Consider the following 16,835-nt stretch of genomic DNA (forward strand, 5'->3'; position numbering starts at 1 on the left):
TCAGGACCCCCCGGCGCTGCGGGCGACCCGCGTCCACGGCGTCAGCAGCCGCTGTATGCCGAGCAGCAGCAGGTCCGCCACCAGCGCGAGCAGTACGCACAGCAACGAGGCGGTGAGCACCTGGGCCTTGAAGGAGCTGTTCACGGCCGGGGCGATGAGATTGCCGAGACCGCCCTTGCCGACGATGGAGCCCACCGTGGTCAGCGCGACCGTGGACACGGTGGCGATCCGCACCCCGGCGAGCAGCGCGGGCAGTGCCAGCGGCAGTTCGACCTGCCACAGCAGCCGTCCGGGGCCGTATCCCATGCCGCGCGCGGCTTCCCGTACCTCCTCGGGGACGGCTTCCAGGCCGGCCAGCACATTGCGGACCAGGATGGTCAGCGAGTACAGCACCAGGCCGGTCACCACCAGCGTCGCGGAAAGCCCGAACACGGGCAGCAGCAGGGAGAACATGGCGAGCGAGGGGATCGTGTAGAGCAGCGTCGTGACGCCGAGCACGGGGGCCGCCCAGCGGCGGCCGCGGCGGGCCAGCAGCGCGAGCGGCAGGGACACGGCGAGGCCGATCAGCACCGACAGGCCGGTGATCCAGACGTGTTCGACGGTGGCATCGGTGAGTTCCTGGGAGCGGGAGGTGACGTACTCCCAGCAGATCCAGTCGTTCGCCACCAGGCAGCTCTGCCCGGCCATGCCGCTCACCCCCTGTCGCCAGACCTGTCATCGAACGTACGTTGTAGCCGCATGCGCGGCCACGAGTGACCATAACCCCCGCCACCGACAATGGCCGGAATCGTTCGCAGGCACGCAACACTCCCCTTACAAACCCTTCGCCCATGGGGGCGGGCGGGTAGGGAAAGATGGCGAGGTGATCCGATTCGAGCAAGTGACCAAGCGGTACCCCGACGGGACGACGGCCGTCGCGGACCTGTCCTTCGAGGTGGCGGAGGGCGAGCTGGTCACGCTGGTGGGCCCGTCCGGCTGCGGCAAGACCACGACGATGAAGATGGTCAACCGGCTCATCGAGCCGACCTCCGGCCGCATCCTGCTGGACGGCGAGGACATCGCCGCGGCCGATCCGGTCGAACTGCGCCGCCGCATCGGGTACGTGATCCAGCAGGTCGGGCTGTTCCCGCACAAGACGGTGTTGGAGAACACGGCGACCGTGCCGCAGCTCCTCGGCACGCCGAAGGCCAAGGCCCGGGCGCGGGCCGCCGAGTTGCTCGAACTGGTGGGGCTGGACCCGGCCGTCCACGGGGGCCGCTACCCGGAGCAGCTCTCCGGCGGGCAGCGCCAGCGCGTCGGCGTCGCCCGCGCGCTGGCGGCGGACCCGCCGGTGCTGCTGATGGACGAGCCGTTCGGCGCGGTGGACCCGGTGGTGCGCGAGCGGCTGCAGAACGAGTTCCTGACGCTCCAGAAGACGGTGCGCAAGACGATCCTGCTCGTCACGCACGACCTGGAGGAGGCGATCCGGCTCGGCGACCGCATGGCGGTCTACGGGGCGGGCACCATCGAGCAGTTCGCGAGCCCGGCCGTGGTGCTCGCCGCCCCCGCCACCGAGTACGTGGCCTCCTTCGTCGGCGCCGACCGGGGCCTGAAGCGGCTCGCGGTCACCCCGGTGGAGGCGGCCGACCTGACGGCTCCGGCGCCGCGGGACAAGAACCCCGCCGTGTCGGTGGCGCTCGGGGCTTCGCTGCGCGAGGCGCTCGCCGCGCTGCTGCAGGAGGACTCGGGGCGGATCGGGGTCACGGACCCGGCCTCCGGCGCGCTGGTCGGCGTACTCACCCCGGAGGGCGTGCACCGGGCACTGCGCCGGGCCCAGTTGCAAGAGGCCTGACCGCGGGAGCGGGAGCGGGAGTGCGGGACCCCGGAAACCACGAAGGCCGGCCACGAGGGCCGGCCCTGGGCGAAACGGGGTGGATCGGGGCGGATCGGGGGATCGGGGTGAATCGGGATCCACCGACAGGACGCAGGAGCGCCGCCGGCCCCCCAGGCTCAGGCCTGGATGCGCCCGCTCATCCACACCAGCATCGGCGGGATCTCCCGGCGCCACGTGTTGAAGTTGTGGCCACCGCTGTCGAGGATGATCGACGAGACCCGGTCCGGGCTCTTGACCTTCTTGATGAACTTCCTGGTGTCGGAGAGGTTCGGCTCGCCCTTCTCGCTGCTGGTGACGAGGAAGGACGTACCGGTCGGGGTCTTGTGATCGATGCTCTGCAGGACGTCCGCACGCTTCTTCAGCTTGTCGTCCCCGTGGAACAGGTCACCGGTCGTCGGGTCGTCCGCCGCGTCGTAGTACGCCGACAGGCCCGCGGCGGCACCGAAGGTCTGCGGGTAGTGCGCGGCGATCTTCAGGGCGCAGTAGCCGCCCGTCGAGTTCCCGATGAAGCCCATGTTCTGCGGCTTCTTGCCGACCCGGAAGGTGTCCGTGATGGCCTGCGGCAGGTCCACGGCGAAGAAGGTCTCCGTCTGCGGCCCGCCCGGTATGTCCACGCACTCGGTGTCACGCGGCGGCGCGATGGTGGGGCGCAGCATGACCAGGATCATCGGCTTCATCTTGCCCGCCTTGGCCTGCTTGAAGGCCGTCATCGGGTAGTTCAGCCCTTTGATCAGGTTCTCGGCGGTGCCCGGGTAGCCGGTCAGCACGATGGACGCGGGGAACGTCTTGTCCTTGTGCTGCGGCTGGAAGTACTCGGGCGGCAGCCACACGTAGCCTGGGCTGGTTATCTTCGACTTCTGGCCGGTTATGGCAACCTTCAGGATCTGACCCCCGACCTGCGGCTTGCCGCCGCCGGGCACGTCCAGCTTCTGCTTGTCGACGACCTTGATGTCCTCGCTGCTCATCGAGTGGTCGATGACCTTGCCGATGGACGTCTCCTGGCCGAGCAGGTCGGCCCAGGACCCGTAGAAGAGGAAGGACTTGTTCGCCGCGAGCCCCACCGCCGAGAACAGCGCCAGCTGAGTGGCCAGCAGGAGGCCGATACGGCCGATCAGCGCGCGCCAGGTGCGGCCCGAGAGCCGCGGCCAGAACCAGACCGTGGCTGCGAACAGCAGCACACCGGCGACAATGGCCAGCGCCAGAACCGTATTACTGGTGAGACCCATGAGCAGTCAGTCGACTTTCTATGGCAGGACTAGATTTTTTCTCGACGGAAGAGTGAACCCGCTCCTCCTCGATGTCGTCCTAATGGACGCACCACACTCCGGAGGCTGTCGCGGCCTTCGGCCACATGATCTCTCGCGGAGCAACGGGAAGCGATGTCTAGCAGGATAGATGGCGATAAGTCCGGACAGGTTCCGAAGCGGGTCAGCCGAATCCTTCGCGGCCCACGACCGGAGTCCGTCCCGGGCCTGGTAGGTACGGCCGTCATGATCGTCGGCCTGCTGGACATCGCGGCGGGAGTCTTCCCGCGATTCCGGCACAGCAAAATCCACGCGGTCACCGAGGTGCTGCCCGGCTCTCTGGGGCCGTTCGCCGCAGCCCTCTCCATCAGCGCGGGCGTGCTGCTGCTGATGCTCGCGCACGGCCTCAAGCGCCACAAGCGCCGCGCCTGGCGGGCCGCAGTGGTCCTGCTGCCCGCCGGAGCCGTGGCCCAGTTTACGTACCGGCACTCGATCCTCGGTGTAGTCATCGCGGCGGTGCTCCTCACGCTGCTCCTGCGCCACCAGGGTGAATTCAAGGCGCTGCCCGACCCGCGCAGCCGCTGGAAGGCGCTGGCCAACTTCGTGCTGATGAGCGCCGGCTCCATCGGGCTCGGTCTGGTCATCGTCAACTCGCACCCCGGCCGCGTCGTCGGCAATCCGGGTATTTCCGAGCAGATCAGCCACGTCGTCTACGGGCTCTTCGGCTTCGAGGGACCCGTCGACTACGCCGGCCGGGTGTCCTGGACCGTCGGCTACTCGCTGGGCGCCCTCGGCATGCTGACCGCGCTGACCACCATCTACCTGGCCTTCCGCCCCGAGCACCCGGCGGCCCGGCTCACCTCCGACGACGAGACCAAGCTGCGCGAGCTGCTCGCCAAGCACGGCGGCCGCGACTCGCTCGGCCACTTCGCGCTCCGCCGCGACAAGGCCGTCGTCTTCTCCCCCAGCGGCAAGGCCGCGGTCACCTACCGCGTCGTCTCCGGTGTGATGCTCGCCTCCGGCGACCCCATCGGCGACGTCGAGGCCTGGCCCGGCGCCATCGAGCGGTTCATGGAGGAGGCCAAGGCCCACTCCTGGACCCCGGCCGTCGTGGGCTGCAGCGAGACCGGGGGCGAGGTCTGGACCCGCGAGACCGGTCTGGACGCGCTGGAACTCGGCGACGAGGCCATCGTCGACGTCAAGGACTTCTCCCTCGCCGGCCGCCCCATGCGCAACGTCCGCCAGATGGTCAAGCGCATCGAGCGCAACGGCTACACCACCAAGGTCCGCCGCGTCAGCGAGCTGACCGCGACCGAACTGGAGCAGGTGCGCGGCGCCGCCGAGGCCTGGCGCGGCACCGACACCGAGCGCGGGTTCTCCATGGCCCTGGGCCGGGTCGGCGACGAGGGCGACGGCGACTGCTACATCGCCACCGCGCACCGCGTCGAGGAGGGCGACACCTCCCCGTACGGCGACCTGAAGGCCGTCCTGCACTTCGTACCGTGGGGCAACGACGGCATGTCGCTGGAGCTGATGCGCCGCGACCGCGCCGCCGACCCCGGCATGAACGAGCTGCTGATCGTGGCCTCCCTGCAGGAGGCCCCGTCCCTGGGCATCGAGAAGGTCTCGCTGAACTTCGCGATGTTCCGCGCGGCCCTCGCCCGCGGCGAGAAGATCGGCGCCGGCCCGGTGCTGCGGATGTGGCGCGGCCTGCTGGTCTTCCTCTCCCGCTGGTTCCAGATCGAGTCGCTGTACAAGTTCAACGAGAAGTTCCGCCCCCGCTGGGAGCCGCGCTTCATGGTCTACCGCCAGACCCGCGACCTGCCCCGCATCGGCTTCGCCGTGATGCAGGCCGAGGGCTTCGTGTCGCTGGCCCTGCCCCGGCTGTTCGCCAGCCGGCGCCGCCCCAAGCCGGTCCGTACCTGCGCCCACACCCACATGGGCCCGGTCCCGGTCCAGGCCGAGCGCGAGGTGCAGGCCGCGTAGGCGGAAAGCCATCCCGGGGCCCCGGCAGCCGAAAGGCTCCGGGGCCCTGTCATATCCAGGTCAGGCCTACCCTTGGACCCATGAACACGAAGCACGGAGCCGCCGACAGGGGCCGGGTCACAGGTCTGCCGGAATGGGACCGCTGCGGAGTCATGGGCGTCGTCAACGTCACCCCGGACTCCTTCTCCGACGGCGGCCGCTGGTTCGACACCACCGCGGCCGTCAAGCGCGGACTCGACCTCGTCGTCCAGGGCGCCGACCTCGTGGACGTCGGCGGCGAGTCCACCCGCCCCGGCGCCTCCCGCGTAGACGAGGAAGAGGAGCTGCGCCGCGTCGTACCCGTGGTGCGCGGCCTGGCCTCCGAGGGCGTCGTCGTCTCCGTGGACACCATGCGCGCCTCCGTCGCCGCCCGGGCCGTCGCCGCCGGCGCGACGCTGGTCAACGACGTCAGCGGCGGCCTCGCCGACCCCGGCATGATCCCGGCCGTCGCCGCCGCCGAAGTGCCGTTCGTGGTCATGCACTGGCGCGGCTTCAGCGACGGCATGAACAGCCTCGCCGTCTACGACGACGTGCTCGGCGAGGTCACCGCCGAGCTGAGCGCCCGTATCGACGCCGTGGTCGGCGGCGGGATCGCCCCCGAGCGGCTCCTGGTCGACCCCGGCCTCGGCTTCGCCAAGAACGCCGAGCACGACCTGGCCCTGGTCGCCCACCTGCCCCGGCTGCGCGCGCTCGGCTTCCCGCTGCTCGTCGCCGCCTCGCGGAAGCGTTTCCTCGGCCGGGTCCTGGCCGGCGCCGCCGACGCCGCGCCGCCGCCGGCCCGCGAGCGCGACGCCGCCACCGCCGCGGTGTCCGCGATCGCCGCCCAGCAGGGCGCCTGGGCGGTACGGGTCCACGAGGTACGGGCGAGCGCGGACGCGGTTCGGGTGGCCCGCGCCGTGGAAGGGGCTCTGTGAGCCGCATCGACCAAGAACCCGACCGCGAAGGAGCCCAGTGAGCAAAACCGACATCGAAGCGGTCGAAGAGGTCAACACGGCCTTCTACGAGGCCATGGAGCAGGGGGACTTCGACTCGCTGTCGGCGCTCTGGCTGGAGGACGAGATCTCCTGCGTGCACCCGGGCTGGCCCGTCCTGTCGGGCCGCGGCGAGGTCCTGCGCTCGTACGCGCTGATCATGTCCCACACCGACTACATCCAGTTCTTCCTCACCGACACCAAGGTGACGGTCATCGGTGACACCGCCCTGGTGACCTGCACGGAGAACATCCTCAGCGGCGGCCCCGCCGAGGAGGCGGGCGAGCTCGGCCCACTGGTCGGCCAGCTGGTGGTCGCCACGAATGTGTTCCGACGCACATCGCAGGGCTGGCGGCTCTGGTCCCACCACGGTTCTCCCGTCCTCACGGACTCCGACGAGGACGACGAGGAGCAGCCCTCCTGACCCCTCCGGCAGGGGCGGGGGTGTTTCGCAGGTAAATTCGAGGACGGACGACGCCGACCGCACTCGGCGCAGGCCCATGGCCCCGGGGAAGCCCCGGGTCCGGAAGCACTTACGAAAGCAGGAGTGATTCGCGTGGATCGTGTCGCGCTGCGCGGCCTCAAGGCTCGCGGGCACCACGGCGTCTTCCCCCGGGAGCGCGAGGAAGGCCAGACCTTCATCGTCGACCTGGTGCTGCACATCGACACCCGCCCCGCGGCGGCAGACGACGACCTGGCGAAGACCGTGCACTACGGGGTCGTCGCCGAAGAGGTCGTCGACGTGGTCCAGGGAGAGCCCGTCGACCTGATCGAGACCCTCGCCGAGCGGATCGCCCAGCAGTGCCTCAAGCACGAAGCGGTGGCGCAGGTGGAGGTGGTCGTCCACAAACCGGACGCGCCCATCACCGTCCCCTTCGACGACGTGACCATCACGATCACCCGGAGCCGCGCATGAACAACGGACAGAACGCCCAGAGCGACCCCACCGTCCAGCCGGTACCCGCATCCGTCGTCGAGGCCGTCGACGCAGCGGATGTCACCCTCTCCAACCCAAAATGGGCCGTCGTCGCGCTCGGCGCGAACCTCGGCAACCGCCTGGAGACCCTCCAGGGCGCCATCGACGCCCTCGGTGACACCCCGGGCCTGCGGGTCAAGGCCGTCTCCCCCGTCTACGAGACGGAGCCCTGGGGCGTGGCCCCCGGCTCGCAGCCCTCGTACCTCAACGCGGTCGTCGCCATCAAGACCACCCTGCCGCCGTCCTCGCTCCTGGAGCGCGGCCACGCCATCGAAGAGGCCTTCGACCGCGTCCGCGAGGAGCGCTACGGCCCGCGCACGATCGACGTCGACATCGTCTCGTACGCCGACGTGGTCTCCGACGACCCGGTCCTGACCCTCCCGCACCCCCGGGCCCACCAGCGCGCCTTCGTACTGGCCCCCTGGCACGACATCGACCCCGAGGCCCTGATCCCCGGCCACGGCCCCGTCTCCACGCTCCTGGCCGAAATCGGCCTGTCGGGCATCACGACGCGCCCCGACCTGGAACTCCGCCTGCCGGAGTAGTCGTTAGCCTGTGGACTGCTGACGGAGTGGTGCCAAGAGCGGGGACGGGCAAGTGAAGCAACTGAGGCCGGCGGTCCTGGCCGGCATCTTTTTGATCGCCGGGGTCGTGTCCTGGGCGGGTGCCCGGCTGTGGAATGCCTACGGCAGCCTGCCGGGGGTGCCGCTGGCCGCGCCGATCGTGCTCGCGGTGATCGCGGTGGTGCTCTTCGCGACCGCGCTGTCCCTGCGTGCCCGGCTGCGGGCCCAGCGTGAGCGGCGACCGGGCGCCAAGGGCGTGGAGCCGCTGATGGCGGCCCGCGCCGTGGTCTTCGGGCAGGCCAGCGCCCTGGTGGCGGCCCTCGTGGCGGGGATGTACGGCGGGGTGGGCGTCTTCCTGCTGACGGACTCCCTCGACGTCCCCGCCCGCCGCGACCAGGCCTGGTACGCCGGCTTCTCGGTCCTGGCGGGCGCGGCCGTCATCGCCGCCGCCCTCTTCCTGGAGCACGTTCTGAAGCTCCCGGAGGACGAAGACACCCCGGAAGCCCCGGCCCGCGCCTAGGCCTAGGCCGGGGCCGGGGTCAGTCCCGGGCGGACAGCCGCTCCCACAGGGGCGGCTCCAGCGGTCCCAGGTCCTCCCAGTGGCAGAACTGCAGGTCCGCGAGGAAGCCGTCGTACGCGAAGAGCATCGCCTCGCCGACGTAGACGTCCTCGGCGGTCACCAGTGCCCCGTCCGCCACCACCGGGCCCTGTCCCCCGGCCACCGGCGCGGGCGCCACGGCGTCCGCGTCCACGCGCAGGTACACGCAGGGGCACGAGCACGCTCCGTGGTTCATCAGCGTGAACGGAAGCTGCTCCCGGTAGCCGCGCCGCGCGTCCCCGGCCAGCAGCGCCTCCAGGCACCGCCGTACGTCCTCGCTCAGCGGCTCCCAGGCGGTATCCCCCGGCACGCGGCTCAACGGGCGATGATCAGGCTCATGGCCTCGTTGCGGGTCGCGGGGTCGCGGAGCTGGCCGCGGACCGCCGAGGTGATGGTCTTCGCGCCGGGCTTGCGCACGCCGCGCATGGTCATGCACATGTGCTCGCACTCGATGACCACGATGACCCCGCGCGGGTCGAGGATCTCCATCAGGGAGTCCGCTATCTGCGTGGTCAGCCGCTCCTGCACCTGCGGGCGGCGGGCGAACACGTCCACCAGGCGGGCCAGCTTCGACAGGCCGGTGATCTTGCCGTCGGTGGACGGGATGTAGCCGACGTGCGCCACACCGTGGAAGGGCACCAGGTGGTGCTCACAGTTCGACATGACCTCGATGTCCTTGACCAGGACCATCTCGTCGTGGCCCAGGTCGAAGGTGGTCGTCAGGACCTCTTCGGGCTTCTGGTAGAGGCCGGCGAATATCTCCTTGTACGCCCGCGCCACACGCGCCGGCGTCTCCAGCAGGCCTTCGCGGTCCGGGTCCTCGCCGACCGCGATCAGGAGCTCTCGGACGGCCGCCTCGGCACGCTTCTCGTCGAACTCGCCGATCGTGCCCTCGCCGCCGGTCAGGGTCACTGGGTCGGTCATCTCTGCCTCGTTCCTGTGTTCACTCGCGGACACGTGAAAGTGCCGCGCCCCCCAGGCTAGAACCCGGGGGGCGCGGCATCCATTCCGGACCTCGTCGGCCCGTCGCCCTACTCGGCGCGGTCCTCCGGGGAGGGCTCCGGGGACTTCTCCACGGAGACGGTCGGCTGGGTGGCGGCCGAGGTTCCGTTCGCCGAGTTCGTCAGCTGGAGCTCCTTGGGAGAGAGCACCGGCGGGCGGGTCGACGGGGTGCGGTGCGAGGAGCCGGTCCACGCCGGGCGGGCCGGGCGCTTCACGATCGTCGAGAAGACCTCGGCGATCTGCTCCTTGTTCAGCGTCTCCTTCTCGAGGAGGGCGAGGACGAGGTTGTCGAGGACGTCGCGGTTCTCGACCAGGATCTCCCAGGCCTCGTTGTGCGCGGTCTCGATGAGCTTCTTGACCTCTTCGTCGACCAGCGCCGCGACCTCTTCCGAGTAGTCCCGCGGGTGCGACATCTCGCGCCCGAGGAACGGCTCGGTGTTGTCGCCGCCGAACTTGATCGCACCGAGACGCTCGGTCATGCCGTACTGCGTGACCATGGCCCGCGCCGTGGCGGTGGCCTTCTCGATGTCGTTCGCCGCGCCCGTGGTCGGGTCGTGGAAGACCAGTTCCTCGGCCGCGCGCCCGCCCAGCATGTACGCCAGCTGGTCGAGCATCTCGTTGCGCGTGGTGGAGTACTTGTCCTCGTCGGGCAGGACCATGGTGTAGCCCAGGGCCCGGCCGCGGGACAGGATCGTGATCTTGTGGACCGGGTCGGAGTTCGGGGAGGCCGCCGCGACCAGGGCGTGTCCGCCCTCGTGGTACGCGGTGATCTTCTTTTCCCGGTCCGACATGATCCGGGTCCGCTTCTGCGGGCCCGCCACGACGCGGTCGATCGCCTCGTCCAGCATGTGGTTGTCGATCAGCTTCAGGTCCGAGCGGGCGGTCAGCAGCGCCGCCTCGTTCAGGACGTTGGCGAGATCGGCACCGGTGAAGCCGGGGGTGCGGCGGGCGACGGCCGAGAGGTCGACGTCCGGCGCGACCGGCTTGCCCTTCTGGTGGACCTTGAGGATCTCCAGACGGCCCTGCATGTCCGGACGGTCGACCGCGATCTGGCGGTCGAAGCGGCCGGGGCGCAGGAGTGCCGGGTCGAGGATGTCCGGACGGTTCGTGGCGGCGATCAGGATGACGCCGCCCTTCACGTCGAAGCCGTCCATCTCGACCAGCAGCTGGTTGAGGGTCTGCTCGCGCTCGTCGTGACCGCCGCCGAGACCCGCACCACGGTGCCGGCCGACGGCGTCGATCTCGTCGACGAAGACGATCGCCGGGGCGTTGGCCTTGGCCTGCTCGAACAGGTCACGCACACGCGACGCACCGACACCGACGAACATCTCGACGAAGTCGGAACCGGAGATCGAGTAGAAGGGAACACCGGCCTCGCCCGCGACGGCACGCGCGAGCAGGGTCTTTCCGGTGCCGGGCGGGCCGTAGAGCAGCACGCCCTTGGGGATCTTGGCGCCGACGGCCTGGAACTTCGCCGGCTCCTGGAGGAACTCCTTGATCTCGTGGAGTTCCTCGACGGCCTCGTCCGAGCCCGCGACATCGGCGAACGTCGTCTTCGGGGTGTCCTTGGTGATGAGCTTGGCCTTGGACTTCCCGAAGTTCATCACTCGGGAGCCGCCGCCCTGCATCTGATTCATCAGGAACAGGAACACGACGACGATGAGGACGAAGGGCAGGAGCGAGAGCAGCACGCTCAGGAACGGGCTGGTCTTGTCCGGCGCGACCTTGTAGCCGTCCGGGATCTGACCGGCTTCGTACTTGCTCTGGAGGTTCTGGGCGAGCTGGACGCCCTGGTCCCCGATGTAGTTGGCCTGGAACTTGGTGCCGGAATTGTCGGCGAGCTTCTGGTCCTTCTTCAGCTCGACCTTGATCATCTGGCTGTCGCCGGTGGTGAGCTCGGCGCTCTGCACCTGGCCACTGTTGATCGCCTTGACGACCTCGCTGGTGTCCACCGTCTTGTAGCCGCCGCCGGAGCCGACGACATTCATCAACACGACCACGGCGAGGACGGCCAGCACGATCCACATGACCGGCCCACGGAAGTATCGCTTCACGTCCATCCATACGGGGCGCCAGGCACCCCGTCCCTCCTGCCCGTAGGTAAATGCTGCTGTGAGTAAAGACTGTTCTTCGGAATGTACCCCTGAATTGTCACCCGCGGCCTCGTGGGACGGCTGACAGACCCGCCTTCCCATGCTCCAACGGCGGGAATCGTTCCAGGGTTCCCCTGCCGGGGCAGCCGGTCCGGCCGCCCCCGCCGAGTACCGCCGCCTCAGCCGCCGTAGACGTGCGGGGCGAGCGTGCCGACGAACGGCAGGTTGCGGTACTTCTCCGCGTAGTCGAGGCCGTAGCCGACGACGAACTCGTTCGGGATGTCGAAGCCGACCCACTTCACGTCGATGGCGACCTTCGCGGCGTCGGGCTTGCGCAGCAGCGTGACGACCTCGAGGGAGGCGGGCTCGCGGGAGCCCAGGTTCGACAGCAGCCAGGAGAGCGTCAGGCCCGAGTCGATGATGTCCTCGACGATCAGGACGTGCTTGCCCTTGATGTCGGTGTCCAGGTCCTTCAGGATCCGGACCACTCCCGAGGACTGGGTCCCGGCGCCGTAGGAGGACACCGCCATCCAGTCCATGGTGAGCGGGGTGGACAAGGCGCGCGCCAGGTCCGCCATGACCATCACCGCGCCCTTGAGGACACCGACGATGAGCAGGTCCTTGCCCGCGTACTCCGCGTCGATCTTCGCGGCCAGCTCGGCCAGCTTCGAGTCGATCTCTTCCTTGGTGATGAGCACCGACTGGAGGTCGCTGCCCATGTCCTTCTCGTCCACCCGCATCACTTTCGTTGTCGGCCGGGGCTCCGGGGGGTACCCCCGGAGGACTCAGCCGTGTTCAGCACCAATCAGCCCTGCCGGATGACAAGTCTGCCACCCTGCCGCTGGGCCTCGACCCGGCCGGGCAGGTTGATGGCGCCCTGGCCGCGCCATCCGGTGATGAGCCGGTCGACTTCCTCGATGTGGCGGGCGAAGAGGGAGCCTGCGGGGGAGCCCGCCGCGACGACGGCGCGGCGCAGTACGCGGCGCCGGACGGCCGGGGGCAGGGCGTAGAGCTTGGCGCACTCCAGGCGGCCGTCCTCGTCCCGTACGCCGGTCTCGGCCTCGGCGGCCCATGCGTCCAGGGCGTCGGCGTCGTCGCGGGACAGCTGGGCGGTGCGGGCGAGCGCTTCGACGACTCCCTTGCCGAGCGCCTTCTCGAGGGCGGGCAGTCCCTCGTGGCGCAGCCGGGAGCGCGTGTAGGCGGGGTCGATGTTGTGCGGGTCGTCCCAGACGGGCAGGGACTGGACCATGCAGGCCTTGCGGGCGGTCTGGCGGTCCACCTGGAGGAAGGGGCGGCGGTAGCGGTTCGTCCGGCCGGGGCCGCCGGACTTCTCGGCCATGCCGGAGAGGGAGCGGATGCCGGAGCCGCGGGCGAGGCCCAGCAGGACGGTTTCGGCTTGGTCGTCGCGGGTGTGGCCGAGCAGCACCGCGACGGCGCCCAGCCGGTCGGCGGCCTCGTCCAGGGCCGCGTAGCGGGCGTCGCGGGCGGCGGCCTCGGGTCCGCCGTCGCGGCCGACGCGCACGGCGACGGACTCCACCGGGTCGAGGCGGAGCGCGGTCATACGGGTGACGACCTCGGCGGCGCGCAGGTCGGAGCCGGCCTGGAGTCCGTGGTCGACGGTGATGCCGCCGGCCCGGATGCCGAGCTTGGGGGCCTCGAAGGCGAGGGCGGAGGCGAGCGCCATGGAGTCGGCGCCGCCGGAGCAGGCGACGAGCACGAGTGGCAGGGTGCCGCCGGGGGTGCGACCGTCGGTGCCACGGCCTGCGACGCCGGAAGCGGCGGTGGATGCGGAAGCGGATGCGTGAGCGGGAAGCTCGGTGAGGTCGGTCAGGACGTCGTGGAGTACGCGGCGGACCGCCAGGCGTATCGCTGCGACCGCAGGATGGGGACCCATGTCCGGTGCCCTTCGGTGGAGTTCGGATGCCTCGGAGGCTTGGGGAGGGTGATGCGGGTGGTGTGCCGGGGGTGCTGTCCGACGCCCCCGCCGCGGGGCGGGGTTGTCACTCAGAGTGCGTCGATGGTGACAGAACCGAGCCGTTCCCCGAGCATCGCACGCCCTTCCACGGCCCACGGTCCCTCGGACGGGTGACGCTGCTTCCCCCAGAGGGACATGTTTACGCCCCTCGTGTCACTCCACTTCACTTCCCTGAGTTCTCTTCGCTCCCCTTGCGGTGCACACGGGCGACCCAGTCCGCGGGCTTGGCGATCTCGGCCTTGGTCGGCAGCGTGTTCGGGGAGGTCCAGACCCGGTTGAAGCCGTCCATGCCCACCTGGCCGACGACGGCCCGTACGAAACGCTCGCCGTCGCGGTACTGGCGCAGCTTCGCGTCGAGTCCGAGCAGCTTGCGCAGGGCGGCGTCGAGGCGGCCCGCGCCGCTGGCCCGGCGCTGCTGAAACTTCTCCCGGATCTCGGCGACCGAGGGCACCACCTCGGGGCCGACCCCGTCCATGACGAAGTCGGCGTGGCCCTCCAGCAGGGACATGACGGCGGTGAGGCGGGCCAGCACCTCGCGCTGCTCGGGCGTCTGCACGAGCTCGACCAGGGAGCGGCCGTCCTCGCCCCGCTCGGCGTCGGGCCGGGCGCCGGCGAAGGACTGGGCGGCCTCGCGCAGGCGCTCCAGCACGGTCATCGGGTCGACCTCGGTGGCGCCGAGGAACGTCTGGATTTCGCCCTCGAGGTGTTCGCGGAGCCACGGGACGGCCGTGAACTGGGTACGGTGCGTCTCCTCGTGCAGGCAGACCCAGAGCCGGAAGTCGTGCGGGTTCACCCCCAGCTCGCGCTCGACGTGCACGATGTTCGGCGCGACGAGCAGCAGGCGGCCGCCGCCCGCCGGGGAGCCCGGCAGCTCGCGGGTGACCGGCGCGAAGGTCTCGTACTGGCCCAGTACGCGGGAGGCCAGGAAGCTGAGCAGCATGCCCAGCTCGACGCCGGTGACCTTGCCGCCGACCGCGCCGAGCACGGCCGCTCCGGGGGTGCCTGCGCGGCGGTCCTGCATCTTGCCGAGCAGGGGCGCCAGGAGCTCGCGGAAGCCGGCCACATTGGCCTTGACCCAGCCGGCCCGGTCCACGACGAGGACGGGGGTGTCGGGGAGGCCGCCGCTCTCGGGCAGCATCCGGGTGAACTCGCGTACGTGCCGTTCCGAGGTCTTGGCGTGCCTGCGCAGCTCCGCGACGACGGCCCGGGCCTCGTCCCGGCTGACCTCCGGGCCGGGGCGCACGAGCCGGGTCGCGGTCGCCACCGCGAGGTTCCAGTCGACCATCTCCGCACCACCGATGCTCGTCATGCGTCAACCGTACGTGGACCAGCCCCCGGGCGGACCCCCCAGGAAGCCGTCAGGCAGTGCTCAGGGAGTCGTCGCGACCGCGGCGGCCAGCTTGTCGAGGGCCTTCTCGGCGCCTTCCGCGGCCGGGCTGTTCGCCGTGAGGAAGGCGAAGGCCAGCAGTCGCCCGGAGGGGTCCACGACGGTTCCGGCGAGGGAGTTGACCCCGGTCAGGGTTCCCGTCTTGGCCCGCAGCACTCCGGCCGCCGGGGAGGTGCCGGCATTGCGGGTGCGCAGGGTGCCGGTGAAGCCTGCGACGGGCAGCCCGGTGAGTACGGGGCGCAGCTCGGGCCGCCGGGGGTCGGCGGCCTTGGCGAGCAGGCCGGTCAGCAGGCCGGCGCTGACCTTGTCGGTACGGGCCAGGCCGCTGCCGTCGGCGAAGCGGCAGCCGGCGACGTCGACGCCGAGCGAGGCGAGCCGGTCGGTGACGGCCTGCTCGGCGCCCTCGAAGCCGGCGGGCCGGCCGGAGGCGAGGGCGGTCTGGCGTGCCAGCGCCTCGGCGATGTCGTTGTCGCTGTTGGTCAGCATCCGCTCGACGAGCCCGGCCAGCGGGGTCGAGAGGGTGGTGGCGAGCGGGACCGCGCCGGCCGGGGCGGTGGCCCTGGCGGGTTCGCCGGTGACCTTGATGCCGCGTTCCTTGAGCAGGGCGGCGAAGGCGCGGGCGGTGTCCCCGGAGGGGTCCTCGGTGCGTTCGACCGGCCCGGAGGCGGAGTCGTCGGGGCGGCCCTCGTCGGCCGTCAGGGCGGTGACGGGGGCGAGGTTGTCGTTGCGGCCGATCGGGTGGCGGACGGCGCCGGTGTACAGGGAGTCGTCGTAGCCGAGGCCCACGGTGTCGGTGCCGGCGGCCTTGAGGGCCTGCGCGGTGTCGGCGGCCAGGGCGACGAGGCTGCCGCCGGGGCCGGCGGGGGCCTTCTTCTTCGCGGTGAGCGAGGGGTCGCCGCCGCCGACCAGGACGATCTGGCCGGGGCCGGCGCCGGGGGTCACGGTGGTCCGGATCCGGTGCTCGGGCCCGAGGGCGGCGAGCGCGGCCGCGGCGGTGGCGATCTTGATGGTGGAGGCGGGGGTCATGGCCTCCCGCGCCCCGGACTCGTACAGGACCTGCCCGGTGGCGGTGTCGATCACCGAGGCGCTGCGCACGTTCCCCAGCGCGGGGTCCGCGAGCAGCGGCCGGAGCGCGGCGGCGAGCCCCCCGGGGTCCACCGCGCCGGCCTTCGCGGCGCCGCCGGGGCCGACGGCGGCCAGCACCCCGGGGGCGCTCGGGGCGGCCTGCGGGAGCGCTCCGGCCGCGTCGGCGCCGTGATCTGCGCCACCCGTGAGGCTCCAGGAGGCGGCCTTGTCCCGCTCGGCCTTACGCTGGCCGGAGTCCCAAGGACCGGCGGCGCCCACCGCCACCGCCGAAAGGGCGAGGCCGGCGACGGCCGACCCGGCGATGAGCTGCCACGTCTTGGCCAATGGCACCTCGGACCAGCCCCTTTCGCGATCACACATATGCGTGAGGGACACTTAACCACTGCGTCTTGCCGCGAGCATGGCACCCCACCCGGCAGGGCTGGGCCGGACGCGCGCGTATTGAATCAAATGCGGTCTCGAAGCGATTCGGGCTGCTGAAGCTGATCATGGAGGAGCAGGACGTGGAGTTCGACGTCACCATCGAGATCCCCAAGGGTTCGCGGAACAAGTACGAGGTCGACCACGAGACCGGCCGGATCCGTCTGGACCGTCGCCTCTTCACCTCGACCAGCTACCCGGCCGACTACGGCTTCGTCGAGAACACCCTCGGCGAGGACGGCGACCCGCTGGACGCGCTGGTCATCCTTGACGAGCCGACCTTCCCGGGCTGCCTCATCAAGTGCCGCGCGATCGGCATGTTCCGCATGACGGACGAGGCGGGCGGCGACGACAAGCTGCTGTGCGTGCCGGCCTCCGACCCGCGTGTGGAGCACCTGCGGGACATCCACCACGTGTCCGAGTTCGACCGCCTGGAGATCCAGCACTTCTTCGAGGTCTACAAGGACCTGGAGCCGGGCAAGTCGGTCGAGGGTGCGGACTGGGTCGGCCGCGCCGAGGCCGAGGCCGAGATCGAGGCCTCGTACAAGCGCCTCGAGGCCCAGGGCGGCCACCACTAGGCTCCGCCGGTGTGCGGGGCCGACGGGGGTTTCCCCCCGGCCCC

General features: G+C 70.8%; 17 protein-coding genes. 8 read left to right on the forward strand and 9 right to left on the reverse strand.

Going from position 1 to position 16,835, the window contains the following annotated elements; all coding sequences use genetic code 11:
• Positions 1–687 (reverse strand): ABC transporter permease, encoded by a 687-nt coding sequence (locus ACFWBF_RS04160; protein ID WP_385594852.1) that lies wholly within the window; start codon positions 685–687, stop codon positions 1–3.
• Between the two features lie 175 nt (positions 688–862).
• On the opposite strand from ACFWBF_RS04160, the gene ACFWBF_RS04165 reads away from it, so the two are divergent.
• Positions 863–1,831 carry an ABC transporter ATP-binding protein gene (locus tag ACFWBF_RS04165; protein WP_385594855.1) on the forward strand — a complete coding sequence of 323 codons (969 nt, stop codon included), beginning with the start codon at positions 863–865 and terminating at the stop codon, positions 1,829–1,831.
• 158 nt (positions 1,832–1,989) lie between these two features.
• Here ACFWBF_RS04165 and ACFWBF_RS04170 read toward each other — a convergent pair whose 3' ends face one another.
• Complete coding sequence (locus tag ACFWBF_RS04170; RefSeq protein WP_385594858.1) at positions 1,990–3,099, reverse strand: alpha/beta hydrolase; 1,110 nt, start codon at positions 3,097–3,099, stop codon at positions 1,990–1,992.
• Between the two features lie 153 nt (positions 3,100–3,252).
• Here ACFWBF_RS04170 and ACFWBF_RS04175 point away from each other — a divergent pair, with 153 nt between their 5' ends.
• The 6 genes from ACFWBF_RS04175 (at position 3,253) to ACFWBF_RS04200 (ending at position 8,172) form a co-directional block, all read left to right on the forward strand.
• Positions 3,253–5,103, forward strand: a complete 1,851-nt coding sequence (locus ACFWBF_RS04175; protein WP_385594861.1) for a phosphatidylglycerol lysyltransferase domain-containing protein — start codon at positions 3,253–3,255, stop codon at positions 5,101–5,103.
• A gap of 80 nt (positions 5,104–5,183) precedes the next feature.
• Entirely contained in the window at positions 5,184–6,056 is an 873-nt protein-coding gene (gene folP, locus ACFWBF_RS04180; RefSeq protein WP_385594864.1) for a dihydropteroate synthase, read from the forward strand.
• 37 nt (positions 6,057–6,093) lie between these two features.
• On the forward strand, positions 6,094–6,537 hold the full coding sequence (locus tag ACFWBF_RS04185) for a nuclear transport factor 2 family protein (RefSeq protein ID WP_385594867.1): 444 nt from the start codon (positions 6,094–6,096) through the stop codon (positions 6,535–6,537).
• 132 nt (positions 6,538–6,669) lie between these two features.
• Positions 6,670–7,029: a dihydroneopterin aldolase gene (gene folB, locus ACFWBF_RS04190; RefSeq protein WP_150209025.1), complete on the forward strand. Its 360-nt coding sequence runs from the start codon at positions 6,670–6,672 to the stop codon at positions 7,027–7,029.
• On the forward strand, positions 7,026–7,634 hold the full coding sequence (folK, locus tag ACFWBF_RS04195) for a 2-amino-4-hydroxy-6-hydroxymethyldihydropteridine diphosphokinase (RefSeq protein WP_385594871.1): 609 nt from the start codon (positions 7,026–7,028) through the stop codon (positions 7,632–7,634). Before folB ends, folK begins: the two co-directional genes overlap by 4 nt.
• 52 nt (positions 7,635–7,686) lie before the next feature.
• Positions 7,687–8,172: a DUF3180 domain-containing protein gene (locus tag ACFWBF_RS04200; RefSeq protein WP_385594874.1), complete on the forward strand. Its 486-nt coding sequence runs from the start codon at positions 7,687–7,689 to the stop codon at positions 8,170–8,172.
• A gap of 19 nt (positions 8,173–8,191) precedes the next feature.
• On the opposite strand, the gene ACFWBF_RS04205 is transcribed toward ACFWBF_RS04200, so the two are convergent.
• The 7 genes from ACFWBF_RS04205 to dacB all read right to left on the reverse strand — a co-directional run bounded on the left by ACFWBF_RS04205 (position 8,192) and on the right by dacB (position 16,123).
• On the reverse strand, positions 8,192–8,569 hold the full coding sequence (locus ACFWBF_RS04205; RefSeq protein ID WP_385594877.1) for a hypothetical protein: 378 nt from the start codon (positions 8,567–8,569) through the stop codon (positions 8,192–8,194).
• A complete protein-coding gene (gene folE / locus ACFWBF_RS04210) occupies positions 8,566–9,174 on the reverse strand; it encodes a GTP cyclohydrolase I FolE (RefSeq protein WP_385594880.1) in 609 nt (202 codons plus the stop codon). Before folE ends, ACFWBF_RS04205 begins: the two co-directional genes overlap by 4 nt.
• A gap of 107 nt (positions 9,175–9,281) precedes the next feature.
• Positions 9,282–11,312, reverse strand: coding sequence for an ATP-dependent zinc metalloprotease FtsH (gene ftsH / locus ACFWBF_RS04215; RefSeq protein WP_385594882.1), 2,031 nt, complete (start codon positions 11,310–11,312; stop codon positions 9,282–9,284).
• 212 nt (positions 11,313–11,524) lie between these two features.
• Entirely contained in the window at positions 11,525–12,085 is a 561-nt protein-coding gene (gene hpt / locus ACFWBF_RS04220) for a hypoxanthine phosphoribosyltransferase (RefSeq protein ID WP_385222208.1), read from the reverse strand.
• 65 nt (positions 12,086–12,150) lie between these two features.
• Positions 12,151–13,239: a tRNA lysidine(34) synthetase TilS gene (gene tilS, locus ACFWBF_RS04225; RefSeq protein ID WP_385594885.1), complete on the reverse strand. Its 1,089-nt coding sequence runs from the start codon at positions 13,237–13,239 to the stop codon at positions 12,151–12,153.
• A 244-nt stretch (positions 13,240–13,483) separates the two neighbouring features.
• Positions 13,484–14,629 (reverse strand): zinc-dependent metalloprotease, encoded by a 1,146-nt coding sequence (locus ACFWBF_RS04230; protein ID WP_385594888.1) that lies wholly within the window; start codon positions 14,627–14,629, stop codon positions 13,484–13,486.
• 60 nt (positions 14,630–14,689) lie between these two features.
• The gene (gene dacB, locus ACFWBF_RS04235) at positions 14,690–16,123 is read right to left on the reverse strand and encodes a D-alanyl-D-alanine carboxypeptidase/D-alanyl-D-alanine-endopeptidase (protein WP_385594891.1); all 1,434 of its coding nucleotides are present in this window, start codon (positions 16,121–16,123) and stop codon (positions 14,690–14,692) included.
• A gap of 173 nt (positions 16,124–16,296) precedes the next feature.
• Between dacB and ACFWBF_RS04240 the strand changes: the two genes are divergently transcribed.
• The gene (locus ACFWBF_RS04240) at positions 16,297–16,791 is read left to right on the forward strand and encodes an inorganic diphosphatase (protein ID WP_215011464.1); all 495 of its coding nucleotides are present in this window, start codon (positions 16,297–16,299) and stop codon (positions 16,789–16,791) included.
• Positions 16,792–16,835: the final 44 nt, after the last annotated feature.

This window comes from Streptomyces sp. NPDC060028 (genome assembly GCF_042736725.1).
GTDB lineage: Bacteria > Actinomycetota > Actinomycetes > Streptomycetales > Streptomycetaceae > Streptomyces.

Excerpts from the sequence above, each read along its gene's own strand:
- ACFWBF_RS04160 (WP_385594852.1), bottom strand. The coding sequence starts at position 687 with ATGGCCGGGCAGAGCTGCCTGGTGGCGAACGACTGGATCTGCTGGGAG.
- folK (WP_385594871.1), top strand. The coding sequence starts at position 7,026 with ATGAACAACGGACAGAACGCCCAGAGCGACCCCACCGTCCAGCCGGTA.
- folP (WP_385594864.1), top strand. The coding sequence starts at position 5,184 with ATGAACACGAAGCACGGAGCCGCCGACAGGGGCCGGGTCACAGGTCTG.
- ACFWBF_RS04175 (WP_385594861.1), top strand. The coding sequence starts at position 3,253 with ATGTCTAGCAGGATAGATGGCGATAAGTCCGGACAGGTTCCGAAGCGG.
- tilS (WP_385594885.1), bottom strand. The coding sequence starts at position 13,239 with ATGGGTCCCCATCCTGCGGTCGCAGCGATACGCCTGGCGGTCCGCCGC.
- ftsH (WP_385594882.1), bottom strand. The coding sequence starts at position 11,312 with ATGGACGTGAAGCGATACTTCCGTGGGCCGGTCATGTGGATCGTGCTG.
- hpt (WP_385222208.1), bottom strand. The coding sequence starts at position 12,085 with ATGCGGGTGGACGAGAAGGACATGGGCAGCGACCTCCAGTCGGTGCTC.
- folE (WP_385594880.1), bottom strand. The coding sequence starts at position 9,174 with ATGACCGACCCAGTGACCCTGACCGGCGGCGAGGGCACGATCGGCGAG.
- ACFWBF_RS04170 (WP_385594858.1), bottom strand. The coding sequence starts at position 3,099 with ATGGGTCTCACCAGTAATACGGTTCTGGCGCTGGCCATTGTCGCCGGT.
- ACFWBF_RS04230 (WP_385594888.1), bottom strand. The coding sequence starts at position 14,629 with ATGACGAGCATCGGTGGTGCGGAGATGGTCGACTGGAACCTCGCGGTG.